Origin of the sequence: Acetonema longum DSM 6540 (genome assembly GCF_000219125.1) — a bacterium.
Taxonomy (GTDB): Bacteria; Bacillota; Negativicutes; order Sporomusales; family Acetonemataceae; genus Acetonema; species Acetonema longum.
In genome coordinates this window covers 1-20,081 of record NZ_AFGF01000098.1, presented here as the reverse complement: position 1 = coordinate 20,081, position 20,081 = coordinate 1, and the positions used below count along the sequence as shown (strand labels likewise).

Genomic DNA, 20,081 nt, shown 5'->3' with positions numbered 1-20,081 from the left:
TTATAAAACAAATAATTCGTTTTTTCTAATATTTACGGGACAAAATATGTACCGGCGGGACAAAAAACATCCCTGGGAGAAAAGCATGGAAATGATCATCCGGCTGCATCGGAAGATTGCGCCTGAACTCATTGCGATATTTGAAGAAAGATACAATATTCTGCGGCATATTTACCATGCCCAGCCCGTAGGACGCCGGTCTCTCTCCGCTACTCTGGATACCGGTGAAAGAGTGGTCAGGGCCCAGGTGGATTTCCTGAAAAATGCCGGACTGGTGGATTTCTCGCCGCTGGGCATGACAATAACCGAATCGGGGCAGGCTATTCTTGCCGAGCTGGCGGAATACATCCGCCAGCTTCATGGACTGACCGTGTTGGAGCAGGAGATCGCGCAGGCGCTGTCAGTCGGAACGGTGGTCATTATCCCCGGCGACAGTGAGACCAACAACATGGTGGCCAAAGAGCTGGGCCGGGCGGCGGCCTCGGTGCTGAGCCAACAACTGGGCAGACCTTTGACCATCGCCGTCAGCGGCGGCTCTACCATGGCTAATGTGGCCGAGGCCCTGACGGTATCGGCGCCTCAAACCCTGGTGGTGCCGGCCCGGGGGGGCTTAGGCGAACAGGTAGAGTATCAGGCCAATACCGTTGCGGCGGTGATGGCCAATAATCTGGGCGGTAAATACCGCCTGCTGCACATTCACGACGGATTGAGCGAAGAAGCCCTGGAAACCGTCCTTACCGGCGATTCTCCCATGCGTGCCGTGGTGGACCGGATCAAACGCGCCGATATCCTGATCTATAGTATCGGCCAGGCCGGTCGCATGGCCGAAAGACGGGGAATCAGGAAGGAACTCAGGCGGCAGATTCTGGAGCAGGGTGCCGCCGGGGAAGCTCTGGGGCATTATTGCACCCTGGACGGAAAAATCGTCCATGTGACCAGCAGTTTAGGGTTGAAACTGAATGATCTGGCTGAAATCGGCATGGTGATCGCCGTGGCCGGAGGGGCTGCCAAAGCCGCCGCCATCGTGGCCGTAGCCCATGCCGGCAGCCAGGATGTTCTGGTGGTCGATGAAGCGGCTGCCAGAGCCATTCAGATGATTATACATCCGACATCAGCGTAACCATTAAGAAAAATACAATCAGAAAATTTGGGAGGGTTTATTATGTCGACAAAAGTAGGTATTAACGGGTTTGGCCGCATTGGCCGCAATGTATTCAGGGCGGCTCTCAACAATCCGGCGGTGGAAATCGTGGCTGTGAATGATCTGACCGATGCTGAAACGCTGGCGCATCTGTTAAAGTATGACTCGATTCATGGCACCCTGGACGCCGAGGTAAAAGCCGAAGGCGGCAATATCCTGGTCAACGGCAAGGTTATTAAGGTATTGGCGGAAAAAGATCCCGCCAGCCTTCCCTGGAAAGACCTGGGCATCCAGGTCGTAATCGAATCCACCGGCCGCTTCACCGATGCTGACAAGGCCGCCGCCCACATCAAGGCCGGCGCGAAAAAGGTGATTATCTCAGCCCCGGCCAAAGGGGAAGACATTACGATCGTACTGGGCGTCAACGAGAAAAAATACGAGCCGGCCAAGCATCACATCATTTCCAATGCTTCCTGCACCACCAACTGCCTGGCTCCCTTCACCAAAATACTCCATGAGAAATTCGGCATTAAACATGGTTTGATGACCACTGTTCACTCCTACACCAATGACCAGCAGATCCTGGATCTGCCCCATAAGGATCTGCGCCGGGCCCGGGCCGCCGCTCTCTCCATTATCCCGACCACTACCGGCGCCGCCAAAGCGGTTTCGCTGGTTCTGCCCGAGCTCAAGGGCAAACTCAACGGCTTTGCCATGCGGGTGCCGACTCCCAACGTATCTATTACCGACCTGACGGTGGAACTGGAGAAACCCGCTACGGCCGAAGAAATCAATAAAGCCATGAAAGACGCCGCAAACGGCGAACTGAAAGGCATTCTGGCTTATACCGACGAACCCTTGGTTTCCAAGGATTTCAACGGCAATCCCCACTCTTCCATTGTTGACGGACAGTCCACCATGGTGGTGGAAGGCACCATGGCCAAGGTGGTGTCCTGGTATGATAACGAATGGGGCTATTCCAACCGGGTAGTGGACCTGGTAACCTTTATGGCAAGCAAAGGGTTATAAAAGACCATATCGAGAAGATGGGGCCCGGTTGGGCCCCCTTTAGGAGGATTATCCGTGCATAAGAAAACATTGAAAGATGTATGGGTTGGCGGTAAAAAGGTTCTGGTGCGGGTGGACTACAACGTACCGATGGACAAAGAAGGCAAAATCACCGATGATACCCGAATCCGGGCTACATTGAATACCCTGGAGTTTTTATTGGAGAAAAATGCCGCCGTCATTCTGGCCAGTCACATGGGGCGACCCAAAGGCAAGCCCAATGCGGAATTTTCCCTGGAGGCGCTGGTGCCCAGGCTGTCTCAGCTGTTAGGCCGTCAGGTTTTATTTGTCTCCGAGTGTGTGGGACCGCTGGTGGAAGATGCCGCTAAAGCGCTCCGGCCTGGTCAGGTCCTCTTATTAGAGAATCTGCGGTTTCATAAAGAAGAGGAAGAGAACGACGCCGAGTTTGCCAAAAAACTGGCCGGCTTGGCCGATATTCTGGTGAACGATGCCTTTGGCGTATCCCACCGGGCCCATGCTTCGGTGGAAGGCATTACCCAATATATCCCGGCCGTGGCCGGCTTCCTGATGGAAAAAGAACTGATGTACCTGAACGATGTGCTGAACGCGCCGAAGCATCCCTTTGCCGCCATTATCGGAGGGGCAAAGGTATCCGACAAGATCGGCGTCATCGAAAATCTGCTGACCAAAGTAGACACATTGATCATCGGCGGCGGCATGGCTAATACCTTTTTAGCCGCCAAGGGCTATGCTATGGGCAAGTCCCTGGTGGAAGAGGATAAGCTTGATCTGGCTAAATCCCTGCTGGAAAAAGCCAATGCCTGCGGCGTGAAGCTGCTGCTGCCCAGTGATGTGACGGCGGCCGAGAAGTTTGCGGCCGATGCCCAGCATAAAGTTGTAGCGGTAGACAGCATCCCGGCGGAATGGATGGCCCTGGATATCGGGCCTGCCAGCCAGGAGGCTTTCGCCAGAACTTTGGCCGAGGTGAAAACAGTCGTTTGGAACGGTCCCATGGGTGTATTTGAATTCGATGCCTTCGCCAAGGGCACCGAGGCAGTGGCCAAGGCAGTGGCGGCTTCCGGCGCTACCAGCGTGGTAGGCGGCGGAGACTCCATCGCTGCTTTGGAAAAAACTAAGCTGGCCGGCAAGATCAGCCATATTTCCACCGGCGGCGGCGCTTCCTTAGAATTTCTTGAAGGACGGGTGCTTCCCGGGGTGGCGGCTTTAGCCGACCAAGAACAGGGGTGATTTCATGCGTAAACCAATCATTGCCGGGAATTGGAAGATGCACAAAACAGTTCGGGAATCCCTGGATTTTATCCGGGAATTGCGTGAGATAAAATTCGACACTTCGAAAGCGGAGGTTGTCGTTTGCCCCAACTTTACCGCCCTGCACGAGGCCGGCCAGGCTCTTGCCGGCAGCGGGATCGGGCTGGGGGCCCAGAATATGCACTGGGAAAAGCAGGGGGCTTATACCGGTGAGGTGTCACCGGCCATGCTGCAGGACGCGGGATGCCGTTATGTGATTATCGGCCATTCCGAACGGCGGCAGTATTTCGCCGAGACGGATCAGGGAGTGAATCATAAGGCGAAAGCTGCTCTGCAGCAAGGTCTGACGCCGATTCTGTGCGTAGGGGAAACCCTGGAGGAACGGGAAGCCGGTCAGACCGAAGCGGTAGTGGGCCGGCAGGTGAAAGGCGGCTTAGAGGGCCTGGAGTCCGGGCAGGTCACCCAACTGGTCATCGCCTATGAGCCGGTTTGGGCCATCGGTACCGGACGGACGGCCTCGGCCCAGGACGCCAACGGCGTCTGCGCTTTTATCCGCCGCACGGTGGCCGGAATATTCGGGCAGGACAGCGCCGCGAAAGTACGCATTCAATACGGGGGCAGCGTGAAAGCCGACAATATTGCCGAGCTCATGGACCAGCCCGATATCGACGGCGCACTGGTAGGCGGCGCCAGTTTGGACGCAGCAGCTTTCGCCAAAATTATAAATTATCGTTAGGAGTCTGTTGCAAAATGAGTACACTACAGCATCCCATTGCGCTGGTGATTATGGACGGATGGGGCATTGGCAGAAAGGATGATCCCAGCAATGCTATCGTCCACGCCGGTACGCCCCATGTGACTCTGTTGTCCGAACTCTATCCTTCGGCCTCCCTGGCCTGCTCCGGCGAGGCGGTAGGCCTGCCTGCCGGCCAGATGGGAAACTCCGAGGTGGGACACCTGAATATCGGCGCCGGGCGCATTGTATATCAGGAGCTGACCCGGATCTCAAAAGCCATCCGGGACGGCGATTTCTTTGCCAATCCGGTGCTGTGCGGCACTATGGACCAGACCCAAGCCGGTCATGGCGCTTTGCACCTGATGGGTCTGCTGTCTGACGGAGGCGTTCACAGCCATATCGAGCACCTGATCGCTTTGCTGGAACTGGCCAAACAAAAAGGCCTGAAGCAAGTGTATGTCCATGCTTTCCTCGACGGCCGGGATGTGCCGCCGTCTGTGGCACAGACATATACCGGCCGCCTGGAAACGGCCATGGCCCGGATCGGCCTGGGGCGTATCGCTACCATTTCCGGCCGCTATTATGCTATGGACCGGGACAAACGCTGGGAGCGAGTGGAAAAAGCCTATGATGCCCTGGTATGCCGGGAAGGCTTGCATGCCGGCAGCGCTGTCGAGGCCATCCAACAGGCCTACCAGCGGGGCGAAACCGATGAGTTTGTCCTGCCTACGGTGATTGACGGCTGCGGCGACTGCCAAATCAAGGCCGGCGACGGCGTCATCTTTTTCAACTTCCGGCCTGACCGGGCCCGGCAGCTGACCAGAGTGTTTGTGGACGAAGGATTTGACGGGTTCAAACGCCGTCAGGGCTTTTTCCCGGTCCATTTCGCCACCATGACCCAGTATGACGAGACCCTGGATGTGCCGGTAGCCTATAAGCCGCAGCTTTTAAAAAATACCCTGGGAGAAATCTTCAGCCGTCAGGGCCTGCGGCAGCTGCGCATCGCTGAGACTGAGAAATACGCCCATGTGACCTATTTTTTCAACGGCGGCGAAGAACAGCCGTTTGAAGGGGAAGACCGGCAGCTGATTCCATCGCCCAAGGTGGCCACTTACGACCTTCAGCCGGAAATGAGCGCCTCCGAGGTGACGGAAAAGGTCCTGGAGGATATTCGCGCCGGCAAATATGATCTTATTATCCTAAACTTCGCCAACTGCGATATGGTGGGCCATACCGGCAAGCTGGAGGCTGCTGTCAAAGCGGTGGCCACAGTGGACCTTTGCGTAGGCAAGGTGGTGGACGCCATGCGGGACAGGGGCGGAATCACCCTGATTACCGCTGACCACGGCAATGCCGAAATGATGACGGATCCTGAAACCGGCGAGCCCTATACGGCTCATACCACCAATGCAGTGCCCGTGATCCTGGTTTCGGAGATGCACCGGGGCCGCAAGCTGCGTCCTGACGGCATGTTGGCCGACATCGCGCCTACGATCCTGGAATTGGCCGGCATCGCAGAGCCGGCGGACATGAGCGGCACGAGCCTAATCGTGCAGGGTAACACCCCACAGAAATGATAGAGGCAGTATCGCATCAAAAGAACCGTCCCCTTGATGCATCTGGACCTTTTGAACGGTCACGGTTTCGAGGCTGCAGATGGGTTTTGCACCAGAACCCAGGTTGAAAAATTACATATCAGGAGGAGATACAATGACAACGATTACTGATATTTTTGCCCGTGAAATCATGGATTCCCGCGGCAATCCTACCGTAGAAGTGGATGTGTTGCTGGAAGACGGCACCATGGGACGGGCGGCCGTTCCCTCCGGCGCCTCTACCGGCGCTTACGAGGCCATAGAACTGCGGGATGATGACAAAAGCCGCTACCTGGGCAAAGGCGTACTGAAAGCCGTAGACAATGTGAATAGCCTCATTGCTCCGGAAATCGTCGGCATGGATGCTCTGGATCAGATCGGGGTGGACCAGGCCATGCTGGAACTGGACGGCACTCCCAATAAGGCCAAACTGGGGGCTAACGCCATCCTGGGAGTATCCATGGCAGTGGCTAAGGCTGCCGCTGGCTCTTTAGGCATGTCCCTGTACCAGTACCTGGGCGGCATTAACGCCAAACAGCTGCCGGTGCCGATGATGAACATCCTCAATGGCGGCAAGCATGCCGACAATAATGTGGATATCCAGGAATTCATGATCATGCCGGTGGGAGCTAAGTCTTTCGCCGAAGCTTTGCGCATGAACGCCGAAATTTATCATTCCCTGAAAAAAGTATTAAAGGACCGGGGACTGGCCACCGCTATTGGCGATGAAGGCGGCTTTGCCCCGAATCTGGCCTCCAACGAGGAAGCCATTCAGGTAATCCTGAGCGCCGTGGAAAAAGCCGGCTATAAGCCGGGCGAGCAGATATTCCTGGCCATTGACGCCGCCAGCACCGAATTCTATCAGGACGGCAAGTATAATCTGGCCGGCGAAGGAGTGGTCAAGACTCCGGAGCAGATGGTAGAATACTATGCCCAACTGGCCGAAAAATACCCGATCATTTCCCTGGAAGACGGTCTGGCCGAAGACGACTGGGAAGGCTGGGCCCTGTTGACCAAGCGGCTGGGCGGCAAGATCCAGCTGGTAGGCGACGACCTGTTTGTCACCAATACCACCCGTCTAAGCCGGGGTATCAAGGAGGGCATTGCTAACTCCATTCTGGTCAAAGTCAACCAGATCGGGAGCCTGACCGAGACCTTCGATGCCATTGAAATGGCCAAACGGGCCGGCTATACCTGCGTCATCTCCCACCGGTCGGGGGAAACCGAAGACGCCACCATTGCCGACATTGCCGTGGCTGTCAATGCCGGACAAATCAAAACCGGGGCGCCGGCCCGCACCGACCGGGTCGCCAAATACAACCAGCTCCTGCGCATTGAGGAAGAACTGGGGCCCTTGGCCCAATACCGGGGACGGGAAGTTTTCTACAATCTCAAAAAATAATCCGCATATCCCGTTATTAGCGGACAGACAAGCCGGGCAACTCAAGGATTGCCCGGCTTGTTTATGTAAAACCGGATGTGGGCATAATTTTTTTTGAAGACTGAAACAATACTATCAGTATATAATGAAAATAATTGCTCATTTATGGTATGCTGTGATACAATGTTATGGTACAAGTGGGTGGGGGTGTTAGGTAAAGTGGTTACAGCATTGATGATCCTTGATGCCATTCTGGCGATTGCCCTGATTGGCGTAGTCGTGCTCCAGTCCGGCAAAAGCGCCGGCATGTCCGGCTCCATCGCCGGCGGCGCTGAAACGCTGTTTGGCGGTAAGCGCAAAGGGCTTGACGAATTGTTAGCCAAGGCGACAATGGTGATTGGTATTTTGTTTGCTGCGGTTACCCTGGTTTTAGTCAGGATGACCCAATAGATTTATGCGGAGATGAGATTCTCCAGTTTCAGATTCGCAAAATCGGCGATTTTTCGCCGATTTTTCCATATATACGGGCTGCGAAAATCATCTCCCCCAAAATCTTACCTTCATTAACATAACATTTGAAAAGCGCCGGGGAAGCCCGGCGTTTTTTGACTTTACAGCCGATAACCGCTATAATGAAGCCATAAAAGCTAAAAATAACCATAGCGGGTAGGAGGGACAAGCTTGGCCATCTTAAAAGGCGCAGAGCCTTTCCTGCTGCCGGGAGGCGAGCATGGCATCCTGCTGGTGCATGGTTTCACCGGTTCTCCCTCGGAAATGCGCTTGTTGGGAGAAAGCCTGCAGAAAGAAGGCTATACGGTATTGGCCCCGCGGTTGCCTGGTCATGGAACCAGCCCGTCTCACATGGCCCAGACCCGCTGGATGGATTGGTACGGAGCGGTAGAAGACGCCTATCATGTCTTACGGGGTCTATGCCGGGAGGTTTCGGTGGCGGGCCTTTCCATGGGAGGGCTCCTGGCTCTTAAACTGGCGGCGGAATATCCGGTGAAAACCGTGACTGCCCTGAGCGCGCCGATCTATATTGCCGACAAACGCCTGAAATGGCTGCCCCTGTACCGGGTGGTGCGGCAGTATGTTCCCAAACGCCGCCGCCCTCTGAACGTGGATCCTATTTATAGCGTGGGCTATGACCGGACGCCTTTGACCAGCCTGGCCAGCCTTCTGGATCTTATTGGGCAGGTGGATACTGTGCTGCCCCGGTTAACAGCCCCTTTGCTGATTGTGCAGTCTAAAGCGGAACATACGGTATGCCCCCGCAGCGCCGTCCATATCCTGGAGCGGGCTGGCAGCAGAGAAAAAAAGATTGTCTGGCTGACCCGTTCCGGCCATATCGTGACGCTGGACAATGAACGCCATACCGTTTTTACGGCAATAGCCTCTTTCTTATCCGAACCGGAACCCGGAATGAATTCAATCCAATTCAATGACTGAGATGATCTGCCAGAGGAGAAAATAAACAATGAATACAAATACAGAAGATCGCAACCAACATTGTTTTGCCTGCGGACCGAAAAATCCGATCGGGTTAAAACTGACTTTCCGGGAGGAGAATGATACATATGTAGCCAGATTTACCCCCGGGCCGGAGCATCAAAGCTATGACGGCGTCATGCATGGCGGTTTGGTCAGCACCCTGTTGGATGAAATTATGGGCGGTTATCTTTACTCCAAGGGGCTTTATGCCGTTACCGCCAAGCTGGAAGTGCGTTTCCGGGCGCCTACTCCCATTGGCCGGGAATTAAAGATCCAGGGACGGATCGTGGGCCAGAAAAGAACGATGTACGAGATGGCCGGCGAAATTTCCCTGCCCGATGGAACCGTCACTGCCGAAGGCAAGGCGATACTTGCGATTGTTTGAGGATGTGAATTAATTTATGGATTTAAAGGAAAAAATATTGACCTTTATGCGGCACGAGGCTTACCGACCGCTGCTGGCCGACGATCTGGCGGCCCAGATGCAGGTTAGCGGCAAAGAACTCAATGCGTTCTTTGCCGAGCTTGGCCGGCTGGAAGCCGATGCCGGTGTCATCAAGACCCGCTACGGCAAATACGGTCTGCCGGAAAAGATGAACCTGGTGGTAGGCAGGCTGGCGATTAATCACAAGGGGTTTGGCTTTGTCATTTCGGAAAATCCCGATGAGCCGGATGTATTTATTTCATCCGGTTCACTGGCTTCCGCCATGCACAATGACCGGGTCGTCGCCCGGGTTCACACCCATAAAACCGGGCCGGATAAAAAGCGGGAAGGGGAAGTCATCCGCATTGTAGAACGGGCCAATCAGCGAATTGTCGGAACCTTTGAATCCAGCCGGAATTTTGGTTTCGTGATCCCTGATGACATCCGCATTACCAACGACATTTTTATTCCTAAAGACGAGGCCGGCAGCGCCAAAAGCGGCATGAAAGTGGTTGCCGAGATTGTCAAGTGGCCGGAAAAACACAAAAGCGCCGAGGGGAAAATCGTCGAAATCCTTGGCAAGTCCGGCGATCCCGGTATTGAAGTCCTGTCCATTTTAAAGCGGCACAATCTGTCCGAGGATTTCCCCAAACCGGTATTACGGGCAGCTTCTGAGGCGCCGGAAACAATCAGCCCGGAAGAAATTTCCGGAAGGCGGGACCTGCGGCATTTACCCATTGTTACCATTGACGGTGAGGATGCCAAGGATTTGGATGATGCCGTATATGTGGAACGGCAGTCCAATGGCAACTACCTTCTGGGCGTATACATTGCCGATGTCAGCCATTACGTCCGGGAAGGCCTGGCGCTGGACAAGGAGGCCCGCCAACGGGGCACCAGCGTTTATATGGTGGACCGGGTCCTGCCCATGCTGCCGCCCCGTCTCTCCAACGGCATCTGCAGCCTGAATGCCGGTCAGGACCGGTTGGGCCTGTCAATTCATATGGAGATCAATGAACGGGGACAAGTGGTGCACTATGAGTTGTTTCCCGCCGTTATCCGGGTCAAGGACCGCCTGACCTACACCGTCGTCCGGAGTATTCTGACCGAACCGGAAAGCGAACTGAGGAACCAATACCGGCATCAGGTGGCTCATCTGGAGGAGATGGAACGCTTGTGCCGCATTTTGCGTGATAAACGGATGCGCCGCGGCGCCATTGACTTTGATTTTCCCGAGATCAAGGTTAAGCTGGATGAGAAGGGAAAACCCCTGGAACTGGTGAAGCGGGTTCGTACTATTGCCGAGTCAATTATTGAGGAATTTATGCTGGCCGCCAATGAAGCGGTAGCCGAGCACTTGTCGAATCTGAAAATTCCTTCTCTTTACCGTATTCACGAGGAACCGGAAAGTGAGAAAATAACCAGGCTGAACGTGCTGCTTCACAACTTTGACCTGAAGCTGGTCAATACCGAAGAAGTGGAGCCTATGGCCCTGCAAAAAGTCTTGCAAAAAATTGCCGGCACCCCTGAGGAAAAGATTATTTCTACCATTGTGCTGCGGTCTATGAAACAGGCTCGCTATGAAGCCGACAACTTAGGCCATTTTGGGCTGGCTGCCGAGTATTACACTCATTTTACTTCGCCGATCCGCCGTTATCCGGATTTAATCGTGCATCGACTGGTGCATGAAACCCTGAAAACCGGAGGCCTGACTCCTAAGCGCCGCAAAAAGCTGGAGGAAATCCTGCCGGAAATCGCCTTTCATTCCTCGGAGCGGGAGAGGGCGGCGGCTGAAGCCGAACGGGAATCGGTGGATTTAAAGAAAGTCGAATACATGGAACAGTTTGTGGGCGAGGAATATCCCGGCATTATCAGCGGGGTTACAGCCTTCGGCCTGTTTATCGAACTGGAAAATGGCGTGGAGGGACTGGTCCACGTATCTTCCATGGATGATGACTATTATCAATATATAGAGGATCAATATGCCCTGATCGGTGAACGCAGCCGAAAAATATACCGTTTGGGCGATCCGGTTCAGATTAAGGTAATCAAAGTCAACCAGGAAACCCGCACCATTGATTTTGCCCTGACATCTGAAACGGCGCGCAACCAGCGCAGTCTGCCGGCGGAGAAAAAAACCAGAGGCAGAGGCGAAAAAAGTAAAAAAGGTAAAATAGGAAAAACAGGTCAAACCGGCAAATCAGATAAACAGGCCAATCAGAGCCATAAGACCGAGTCTGCGCCGGTTAAAGCCGATAAAGCAAAAAAAGCCAAAAGCAAAGCGGGGCGTAAACCGAAAAAATAACAGGGGGTTGCAGCATGAATATTCGTTTGCGCACGGGAATCGCCGGTGCGGCAATCATGCTCCTGATGGCAATCTTGTTGGGCTGCAGTGCGAATCCCGGCATAAAAGATGAAAGTGCTCCTGCTCGTCCGGTGGATCAGAAGATAGACCAGAAGAAAATTGCGGCAACCGCGGCGGATAACCGGGGAGGGGTCTCCCCGCAGGCTGAAGTGGAGAAAAAAATCATCGAATCAGCCACCCTTGGTCTTGAGACCAGTAAGCCGGAAGATCTGGAAAAGATGGTTCTGGCTCTGATCGCCGAACGCCAGGGGGATGTTAACAATATCAACATCAGCCTGACCGGCAGCGGCTTGCGCCACGGCGCGTACACCCTGCGGATCCCCCAGGGAAAACTGAAGGAAACAGTGGATGCTGTCAGCAGCCTGCCTAATTGCGTTGTGCGGCATAAAAATATTTCGGCCCAGGATGTTACAGAAGAATATATTGATGTTAATGCCCGCCTGGAGAATATGCGACGTCAGGAAGTCCGCCTGCGGGAGATTTTAAACCGGGCCGCCACTGTGGATGAGATCCTCAAGGTGGAGAATGAACTGACCCGGGTCCGCACTCAGCTGGAGTCGGCCCAGGCTAAGCTGAAGGCTATGAATAATCGGATTGAAATGTCGACCATCCATCTTACCATTCGTGAAGTAAGCCTGACGGCTGCCCCCGGTTTTGGCGGCAAGCTCATCGGCGCATTGAATGAGGGAATGGAAATGGCCGGAGAGACTGTGCTGGGCACGATCGTTTTCGCTATCGGGCTGTTGCCTCTGATCGTGCTTGGGGCTCTGGTATGGCTGGGACGGCATAAAATAAAAGCCCTGATTCAGGGCAAAAAGGCGGCAAAGCAGGATCAGATCAAGCCGCCGTCTTTGTAAATTCCGGATGATGACCGGAAAGACCTGAAATAGAACCGGAGGGAGAAGAGAAAATATGGCAGTAGCCGCTATCAAAAACCGTTGGCAGGGAATCGGCGCATCAGCCGGCCTGGCCTTGGCCAAAGTATGGGTCATGGAGCCACCGGCATCCCAGAACGAATTCAGCATTGAAGCAGAAGGCCCGGTTGACTTTACCGCTGAACAACACCGCCTGGCCGAGGCGGTAGAAAAAACCCGGCAGGCGTTGCTGGCCTTAGAGGCCCAGGTAAAAAACGAACAGGGAGAAAAGGTTGCCCAGATTTTTGCCGCTCATGCCGCCCTGCTGGATGATCCGGCTTTCATCGGGGAAGCCCGGTCCCGGATCGCTTCCTTCAGCATTACGGCCCGGAAGGCTGTAACGGATGTAACGGCAGAATCGGTGGCCATGCTGGAAAGCCTGGATGACGAGTATTTCCGGGAACGGGCTACCGATGTCAAAGACGTGGCCCGGCAGATCCTGGAACATTTGACAGGCAGCAAGGGTCAGGCCCATTTCCCGGCAATAGGTGACTATATTGTTGTTGCTCCGGAATTGACTCCGGCCCAGACCATCGCCTTGCCCAAAGACCGGGTGGCGGGTTTCATTGTGCAAAAAGGGGGGAAGACTTCCCATGCCGCCATTCTGGCCCGCACCTACGGCATTCCGGCTGTAATTGGCCTGTCCCAATCATGGCAGGAACTAGCCGGTCTTTTTGCCGCCCGCCTGGACGGCGAAGAAGGCTGGGTAGAACCTGTCGAAGCGGCGGAATACGCCCTGCAGGCTGGAAAAAATGAAGGCCTGCAGGCTGTGGAAGACAAAGCGGGTGAGGATTCCCCCTGGCTGAAGCAGTTTGTTTTGGCGGCCAATATCGGCAGTCCGACAGACCTGCCTTTTGTCGAGAAATTTCAGGGTCAGGGAATCGGACTCTACCGCACGGAATTTTTATTTATGGGTAATACACTGCCCAGTGAAGAAGAACAAACTGAGGCCTATCGACAAGTCATCGCCGCCTGTTCCCCCCATCTTACGATCATCCGCACCCTGGACATCGGCGGCGACAAACAGGCGCCGGCTTTGAACCTGCCCAGGGAATCCAATCCTTTTCTGGGGGTACGGGCTCTCAGGCTTTGTTTTGAACGGCCGGAGTTGCTTATGACCCAGCTCCGGGCTATCTGGAGGGCTTCGGCGGCTGGTCCTGCAGCGGTTATGTTTCCGATGATTGCCGCCCGGGAAGAACTGCGTCAGGCCAAAGATTATCTGGAGCAAGCCCGGCAGGCGGTACTGACTAACGGTTATCCGGTGGGCAGCCTGCAGGTGGGAATAATGATCGAAATCCCTTCGGCCGCCTGGATAGCGGACAAACTGGCGGAGGAAGTGGACTTTTTCAGCATTGGCACCAATGACCTGACTCAGTATACCCTGGCGGTAGACCGGGAGAATAGTGCCTTGGCCTCTCTGAATCAACCCTATCATCCGGCGGTGCTGGGACTGATCGCCCGCGTCAGTCAAGCCGCTAAAGCCAGGGGAGTCTGGACCGGCATCTGCGGCGAGGCCGGCGGTGATCCGCTGCTGCCCCCATTTTTCGCGGCCTTAGGCATTGACGAACTCAGCATGGCTCCCGGACAACTGCCCAAAGTCCGCCGCAAACTGGCCGGGTTGCCCTTTGCCCCCGGCGAGGCTGACTCCCTGGTATCTCGCATTTTAGACTGCGCCACTCATGACGAAGTCAAAGCCATCCTGCAAAATTATTAAAAATTGACGGATTGCCAAAGTTTCGCTATCATATACAGTACAATGTTGTTGCGGGAAAGATGCTTTCAGAGCTGATTGCGCACAATTAGAGAAGTGACGCAGAGGAGTCCCCGAGGAGGTGAGAGCGGTGGATAAAGCCCCTAAAGCAATCAAAATCGCGGCGGAAAACCGCAAAGCCAGACACGACTACCATATCCATGAAACCTATGAGGCCGGTATCGTACTGACCGGCACGGAAGTAAAATCACTGAGGGCCGGCAAGGCCAACTTAAAAGACAGTTATGCCAGGGTGGAGAATAGCGAAGTGTTTCTCCACAATCTGCATATCAGTCCTTATGAACAGGGCAACCGCTTCAACCATGAGCCGCTGCGCACCCGCAAACTGCTCCTGCACCGGTTTGAAATCAACAAGCTCATCGGCAAGGTACGGGAAAAAGGCTATGCCCTGGTTCCCCTTAAGCTATATTTCAGCCGGGGCAAGGTCAAGGTGGACCTGGCCCTGGCTACCGGCAAAAAACTTTACGACAAGCGGGACGATATCGCCGAACGGGATGCTAAGCGGGAGATGGACCGGGCGTTCCGGGAAAGGCAAAAAGAGTAGAAAACCCTCAAAGCCGAGGCGGCGATACATCAGCTAAAGTACTGGTGTATCGCCGCCTTTTCATTTTAAGCGCCCGCCTATTGCCGCAGGTCTACGCCTTCAAGATGTACTGTGACTGTCTTGCAATCGAAATCGTGGCGCTGTGCTATCGATATGCGTACGAATTCAAAAAAAGGTTTGGTTCCCTGCACTGCCGGGATCTGCGTCCCGGCGGCTTCAACGCGGATGATCCGCCTCGCCGCTGTCTTTTTCGATATAATGAATTTCAATATATTTTTATCGATTAACAATAAAAATATATTGAAATTCATAATTCTCCTGGTGTAAAATAAAGACATGAACAAAGCGGGGAGGTTACTATCGTGCAAATTGTTAGCGAAAAAGGCGTTTCCGGCGCCGTAAAATATCTGCTGGATATCGTTCTTGCCGTTGGGGCGGCTTCTGTTGCCGGCTTGCCGTTCGCCCTTAAGCGGGGTTTCGAAAACACAATATGGACGTCGGGTGAAAACTATTGGTTTTTGCTCGTTTTTTTGTTCGGGACTGGCCTGCTGGGGCTGGGCATGGTTTTCGAACTGCGGCAAATCTTTCTCAGAATCAACGAACACAATCCCTTTCAGCGGCCAAACGTGATCAGCCTTAAGCGGATAGCCGTATTGGCGCTTTTAATATCGGCGGCTTATATCATCAAGATCTTCTTTTATATCAGCTTTCTGACCATTATCGTCGCAGTTGCTTTTTTGGTATTCGGCCTCGCCGGTCTGGTTTTTTCCGAGCTTTTCAGGCAGGCGGTCGACGTCAAAGAAGAATACGACCTTACGATATAGCGAGGCAATGAAGATGGCAATAGTAGTGAATCTGGATGTTATGATGGCTAAACGAAAAATAGGGCTCTCGGATCTTGCCGGCAAGGTGGACCTGACTTTGGCGAACCTTTCCATTCTCAAAAACAACAAGGCTAAAGCGATCCGGTTTTCCACCCTGGAAGCCATCTGCCGCGCGCTGCATTGTCAGCCCGGTGACATACTGGAATATGTTGAGGATGAGCAACAAGGGACAGATCAAGGTTAGGAGGGGTCGTATGTTTACGGGTAAACAAGAACAAGACACTGGCCGCCTGGTAACTGGCGAAAATCTTGCTATACTGGCTGGCTCGGCGATTCTGGCAATAGGCTACGATATTTTAATAGCTCAGCCCTATGTCGGCGTATCTTATCCTGTCTTTATCTTCATTATGCTGTCTGTTGTCTATGGCAATGCAAGGAAGATGCTGGTTAAGGAATGGAGCTTCGGCTGGTTTTTGCTTTTTCCGCTTATCGCCCTTGCCTTGACCCGGTTATTTTTCACCAATGAAGTTTTTCGCTGCATCAATTCTATCGCCGTGCCAATCCTGCTTGTGGCGCACATACTGCTGGTCACCGGGAATAACAGCCGCGAATGGTTTTGTTTCGGTTTCCTGAAAGAGATCTGCGGCCATTTGATTGTCAGTCCCCTTCGGCATGTCAGGAAGCCATTCGTCCTGATAGGGGCTCTGGCGCGCCGGGAAAACGATATTGGCAGCCGCTCAGTTTGGCGCAAAGTGATCCTGGGGATTATTTTTTCCTTCCCTTTTCTTATTGTCGTGCTGGTTCTGCTTGCTTCGGCGGACCCTGTGTTCAGTTTTTACATCAGTTATTTTCTGCAAGAAATAAGCATTGAAGAAGTTGTTAAACATGCTTTGCTGATCGGGTTGATTACACCTATGGCCTTCAGCTTTATCTGGCAGCTTAGCCTTGGGACCGAGCCGGCGCCTGATACAGCCGGGACAAGAAAGTTGGATGCGATTGTCGTTATAAGCGGCCTCTGCGTTCTTTCCTCGGTGTACCTTATATTCTGCAGCATCCAGTTTTCCTACTTATTTGGCAGCTTTTCCAATGTTTTGCCATCCGGACTAAGTTATGCGGATTATGCCAGAAGAGGTTTTTTTGAACTCGTCGCCGTAGCTCTGATCAATGCGGGCATTGTCCTGGGAGTCATTCGCTTTACGGTGACGCCGGGTCACAGAGCGGCTTTAACTTTGCAGTGGCTAAACAGCCTTCTTATATTCAGCACTTTTGTCATGCTGTTTTCAGCTCATTTCAGGATGACGCTGTATGAAGAGAGCTATGGCTATACTTACCTGAGGTTTTTTACTCACAGTTTCATGGCAATGATATTTGTAATGTTATGCGTAACCGGCTATAAGGTCTGGCGGGCTGGAATCAATCTTGCCAAATGGTATATTGTGATTGGTCTGGCTGCCTATGTGCTGATAAACTATGTCAATGTGGACACACTCATAGCCAGAAAAAATATGGAACGCTTTTACCGGACAGGTGTGATAGACGTCTGCTATATGGCCGGATTATCCTATGACGCTTTACCTTATTTGGCGGAGTTGACCAAAGCATCGGACCCGCTCATACAGCAAACGGCCAGAGAGCAAATCATCCTAAAAAGCTTAAAGACTTTCGACAGCAGCAATTGGCAGGGTTATAACTTGTCTGAACAGCGTGCACGCGATACTTTGCAAGGATTAAGCGCTCAGCAGTTCTAAGGCATAATGCTGTGTAACGGCCCATTTTCCGTCCTTTCAGCCGGAAGAGGGGCTTATTCTTTTCATAAAAAAGTTGTTGCTAAATCGCTGGGTTGCAATGTCATTTTTTATAGCGCCGCTTGACAATTATATGAAAAGATACTACACTATGGTTAACAAATGTTAACCAACTGCTTCCGGGGCTTGAAGAATTAAGGGTTCAAATCAAAGCGTTAGTCTGAAAACTATTTGGTTGAGGAGGGATCAGGATGAAAACGGAAATTGGAATCTCGCTGGAAATTCTGCGGCAGCGCCAGCAAGAATTACTCCGGGAATATGAACGTTTATTACAGCAAGTAAAAGATATGGATGCTATGCAGGAAAACGAGTCGCTCCGCAGTGAGCTGACAGAGGCTAAGGAACGTTTTGAAGCGCTGGAAAAACGCTATGGCAAGGTGGCTCAGGAGAACCGCCAATTGCGGTTAAGCCTTCAGGAACAGATTCTTGACGAAAAGCTGAACATCCTCAAGGTTTCCCGGGAAAAACTGCAGACTTACTTCGCCGGCGCAGAAAAAAGCTTTGATAATCGTTTGACCGCCGCCGAAAAGCAGGCTATGGCGGAGATTGACGCACTCAAGGTGAAGGCGCTGAATAACCTCAATGATGATTTGGCGGCCGTTGCCACAGATTTAGCCGGTTGCGCCGAGCGGGTGCAGGAGGCGGTTCACAGGCGGCGTGAAGGATTCGGCGCCGCGATGGCCAAGAGAGCGGAGAATTATTATCAGCGGCTGGACGAGCTTGGCGCTGAGGCGGTCAGCCCGGAAATAATCGAAAAGCGGATCAAGCAGAACGAAATTGAGATGAAAATCGGCCTCAACTGGGTCAACAAGCTTGGGATTCTCCTGATATTGTTCGGCGTTGGCGCAGCGGCAAAATATAGTTTTACCGCCTGGCTCAACGCATATATGAAGGGCGCCATGATCTTTCTTCTTGGCGGGGGACTGTCGGCCGCCGGTGAATGGACTTGGCGAAAGGGCAAGGATATCTTTGCCGCCGGACTTCTGGGGGGCGGCGTCGCGGTCTTGTATTGCGGTATTTTTTATAGTTATTTCTTATTGAAAATAATCGGCCTGTATACCGGGATAGGGTTGTCTGTCCTCGTTACCGCAACGGCAGTGGCACTGGCGGTTAGATACAGGTCGCAAACGATCTGCGCTTTGGGTCTGATCGGCGGTTACCTGCCCTTTTTCTCCTACCTGCTTGCGTTCGGCTTCCAGGGGGACACCTACTATGCAGCAATGGGATATCTCTTCTTGCTTAATTTGTCTGTAATGCTTGTTTCCTTCCGGCAGAAATGGATCACTGTCAATTACGTGAGCATGCTGTTTCACTTACCGTCGCTGCTCTATCTCGTGCATGGCGCCGTCAGCGCGCACGTCGGTATTTTGTATGCGACGGCTTCGTTTGCAACCTATCTGGGGATTACGCTTGCTTATCCGCTTACATACCGGCAGGGCCTGAGGCGGGCTGACGTAATCCTTCTGGGCATAAACACGATGACAAGCTGCACGGTTCTGTATGGTTTATTCAAAACCGCCGGCTGGTCGGGGTATAATGGTCTGTTGGCCCTTGGATTTTGCCTGATCTATGCCGGCCTGGCCAGACTGGTAGACCGAAAGATGCCAGCCGAGCAATATACGCGGGTGCTCTTTTATGCTACCGCCGTAACCTTTGCGGTATTAATGGTCCCGTTCCAGTTTGGCGTACGCTGGCTGTCGCTTGGCTGGCTGGTGGAAGGCATAGTGCTCATAATTTATGGCCGGAAAAATAATCAGGATCGTCTGGAAAGATCAGGATGGCTTCTATTCGGATTATGTTTGGTAGCCTTTTATCTGTTCGACTGGTGCTTCGGCCGAAACGGTCACTACTTTGATCTAAAGTATTTTGCGGTAATCACCGGCATGGTGGCGGTGACAGGCGTATACCTCGTTGACCTGAAGCGCGGGATAAGTCTCTATGGCCGCTATTGGGAGAAAATTCACTGGTTCAAATACTTCACCATCGTTAATGTATGGTTTTACCTGATTTACCTCAGCTCACGACTCTTCGATTTTGTGGCGCCTGCCGGTTATCAAGCCTATTTCTACAGGCATATTCTCGTGGCGGCGGTCACGTTGGCAATGGCTTATATTCTGCCCCGGCTGCCGCTGGTAATGGATAAGGTTGTGTACTATTTCAGTTTGGGGCAGTATGGGCTGGCTGTCCTGCTGTGTGGCTACATCAACCTGACCATCCCTGTAATGAAGAGGCTGTCGGACGGCGACGCCTCTGAATATTGCGCCCTGGCGGCGCTTGTCTTCTATAATTTGCTGGTCCTTCTCATCGTGCGGGAAGTTGTGCCCCTGGTGCTTAAACAGCACTACCTGAACCTGGAAATCTATCCTTTGGCGATGCTGCTTGTTCTCCTCGGTAATATTACGGCTTTCCTGACTACACAATTTAACTTAGGCAGTACCAACCTGGCTTTTAGTCTAATCTATTTGTTCGCCGCTTTAGCGGCTATTCACTACGGTTTTCACCGTAAATACGCCTATGTGCGGAGGGTGGGGCTGGGATTGGCGCTGCTATCCACCACTAAATTGTTTATTTTTGATTTGGCCTTCCTGACTTCATTCAATCAGATACTGGCTTACTTTTGCTTTGGCTTCGTTCTTCTGGGAATATCCTATCTCTACCAGCGGTTGAAAAGCGGCAGGGGAGATAATGGCCATGGCAAAAACATGTAGGGTATTTCTGTAAAAAAATAATTAATGTAATTTAAAAGCCTTCATAAAATTTTATGCTAGGAATCCCAATCAACTTACAGCCTC

General features: G+C 52.9%; 18 protein-coding genes. 17 read left to right on the top strand and 1 reads right to left on the bottom strand.

Annotated elements, in window-relative coordinates; genetic code table 11:
* The first annotated feature begins 85 nt into the window (after positions 1-85).
* The 13 genes from ALO_RS11025 (at position 86) to smpB (ending at position 14,660) form a co-directional block, all read left to right on the top strand.
* The gene (locus tag ALO_RS11025) at positions 86-1,120 is read left to right on the top strand and encodes a sugar-binding transcriptional regulator (protein WP_040293211.1); all 1,035 of its coding nucleotides are present in this window, start codon (positions 86-88) and stop codon (positions 1,118-1,120) included.
* Between the two features lie 42 nt (positions 1,121-1,162).
* Positions 1,163-2,170 (top strand): type I glyceraldehyde-3-phosphate dehydrogenase, encoded by a 1,008-nt coding sequence (gene gap, locus ALO_RS11020; protein ID WP_004095732.1) that lies wholly within the window; start codon positions 1,163-1,165, stop codon positions 2,168-2,170.
* Between the two features lie 54 nt (positions 2,171-2,224).
* Positions 2,225-3,418 (top strand): phosphoglycerate kinase, encoded by a 1,194-nt coding sequence (locus tag ALO_RS11015; protein WP_004095726.1) that lies wholly within the window; start codon positions 2,225-2,227, stop codon positions 3,416-3,418.
* A 4-nt stretch (positions 3,419-3,422) separates the two neighbouring features.
* Entirely contained in the window at positions 3,423-4,175 is a 753-nt protein-coding gene (gene tpiA, locus ALO_RS11010; protein ID WP_004095724.1) for a triose-phosphate isomerase, read from the top strand.
* Between the two features lie 14 nt (positions 4,176-4,189).
* Positions 4,190-5,752, top strand: coding sequence for a 2,3-bisphosphoglycerate-independent phosphoglycerate mutase (gene gpmI, locus ALO_RS11005; RefSeq protein ID WP_004095721.1), 1,563 nt, complete (start codon positions 4,190-4,192; stop codon positions 5,750-5,752).
* A 133-nt stretch (positions 5,753-5,885) separates the two neighbouring features.
* Entirely contained in the window at positions 5,886-7,172 is a 1,287-nt protein-coding gene (eno, locus tag ALO_RS11000; protein ID WP_004095719.1) for a phosphopyruvate hydratase, read from the top strand.
* A 198-nt stretch (positions 7,173-7,370) separates the two neighbouring features.
* On the top strand, positions 7,371-7,601 hold the full coding sequence (secG, locus tag ALO_RS10995; protein ID WP_004095716.1) for a preprotein translocase subunit SecG: 231 nt from the start codon (positions 7,371-7,373) through the stop codon (positions 7,599-7,601).
* A gap of 231 nt (positions 7,602-7,832) precedes the next feature.
* The gene (locus ALO_RS10985) at positions 7,833-8,600 is read left to right on the top strand and encodes an alpha/beta hydrolase (protein WP_004095713.1); all 768 of its coding nucleotides are present in this window, start codon (positions 7,833-7,835) and stop codon (positions 8,598-8,600) included.
* A 28-nt stretch (positions 8,601-8,628) separates the two neighbouring features.
* Positions 8,629-9,027, top strand: coding sequence for a PaaI family thioesterase (locus ALO_RS10980; protein ID WP_004095712.1), 399 nt, complete (start codon positions 8,629-8,631; stop codon positions 9,025-9,027).
* Between the two features lie 16 nt (positions 9,028-9,043).
* Positions 9,044-11,371 carry a ribonuclease R gene (rnr, locus tag ALO_RS10975; RefSeq protein WP_004095711.1) on the top strand — a complete coding sequence of 776 codons (2,328 nt, stop codon included), beginning with the start codon at positions 9,044-9,046 and terminating at the stop codon, positions 11,369-11,371.
* A gap of 14 nt (positions 11,372-11,385) precedes the next feature.
* On the top strand, positions 11,386-12,288 hold the full coding sequence (locus ALO_RS10970) for a DUF4349 domain-containing protein (protein WP_004095710.1): 903 nt from the start codon (positions 11,386-11,388) through the stop codon (positions 12,286-12,288).
* 55 nt (positions 12,289-12,343) lie between these two features.
* Positions 12,344-14,059: a phosphoenolpyruvate--protein phosphotransferase gene (gene ptsP / locus ALO_RS10965; protein ID WP_004095706.1), complete on the top strand. Its 1,716-nt coding sequence runs from the start codon at positions 12,344-12,346 to the stop codon at positions 14,057-14,059.
* Positions 14,060-14,186: 127 nt separating this feature from the next.
* Positions 14,187-14,660: an SsrA-binding protein SmpB gene (gene smpB, locus ALO_RS10960; RefSeq protein WP_004095705.1), complete on the top strand. Its 474-nt coding sequence runs from the start codon at positions 14,187-14,189 to the stop codon at positions 14,658-14,660.
* Positions 14,661-14,737: 77 nt separating this feature from the next.
* Here smpB and ALO_RS10955 read toward each other — a convergent pair whose 3' ends face one another.
* On the bottom strand, positions 14,738-14,971 hold the full coding sequence (locus tag ALO_RS10955; protein WP_004095703.1) for a hypothetical protein: 234 nt from the start codon (positions 14,969-14,971) through the stop codon (positions 14,738-14,740).
* Positions 14,972-15,022: 51 nt separating this feature from the next.
* On the opposite strand from ALO_RS10955, the gene ALO_RS10950 reads away from it, so the two are divergent.
* The 4 genes from ALO_RS10950 (at position 15,023) to ALO_RS10935 (ending at position 19,997) form a co-directional block, all read left to right on the top strand.
* A complete protein-coding gene (locus tag ALO_RS10950; RefSeq protein ID WP_004095700.1) occupies positions 15,023-15,484 on the top strand; it encodes a DUF2975 domain-containing protein in 462 nt (153 codons plus the stop codon).
* Between the two features lie 13 nt (positions 15,485-15,497).
* Positions 15,498-15,728 (top strand): helix-turn-helix domain-containing protein, encoded by a 231-nt coding sequence (locus ALO_RS10945; RefSeq protein WP_004095699.1) that lies wholly within the window; start codon positions 15,498-15,500, stop codon positions 15,726-15,728.
* A gap of 10 nt (positions 15,729-15,738) precedes the next feature.
* On the top strand, positions 15,739-17,232 hold the full coding sequence (locus ALO_RS10940; protein WP_004095697.1) for a DUF4153 domain-containing protein: 1,494 nt from the start codon (positions 15,739-15,741) through the stop codon (positions 17,230-17,232).
* A gap of 248 nt (positions 17,233-17,480) precedes the next feature.
* On the top strand, positions 17,481-19,997 hold the full coding sequence (locus tag ALO_RS10935) for a DUF2339 domain-containing protein (protein WP_004095693.1): 2,517 nt from the start codon (positions 17,481-17,483) through the stop codon (positions 19,995-19,997).
* Positions 19,998-20,081 lie beyond the last annotated feature (84 nt).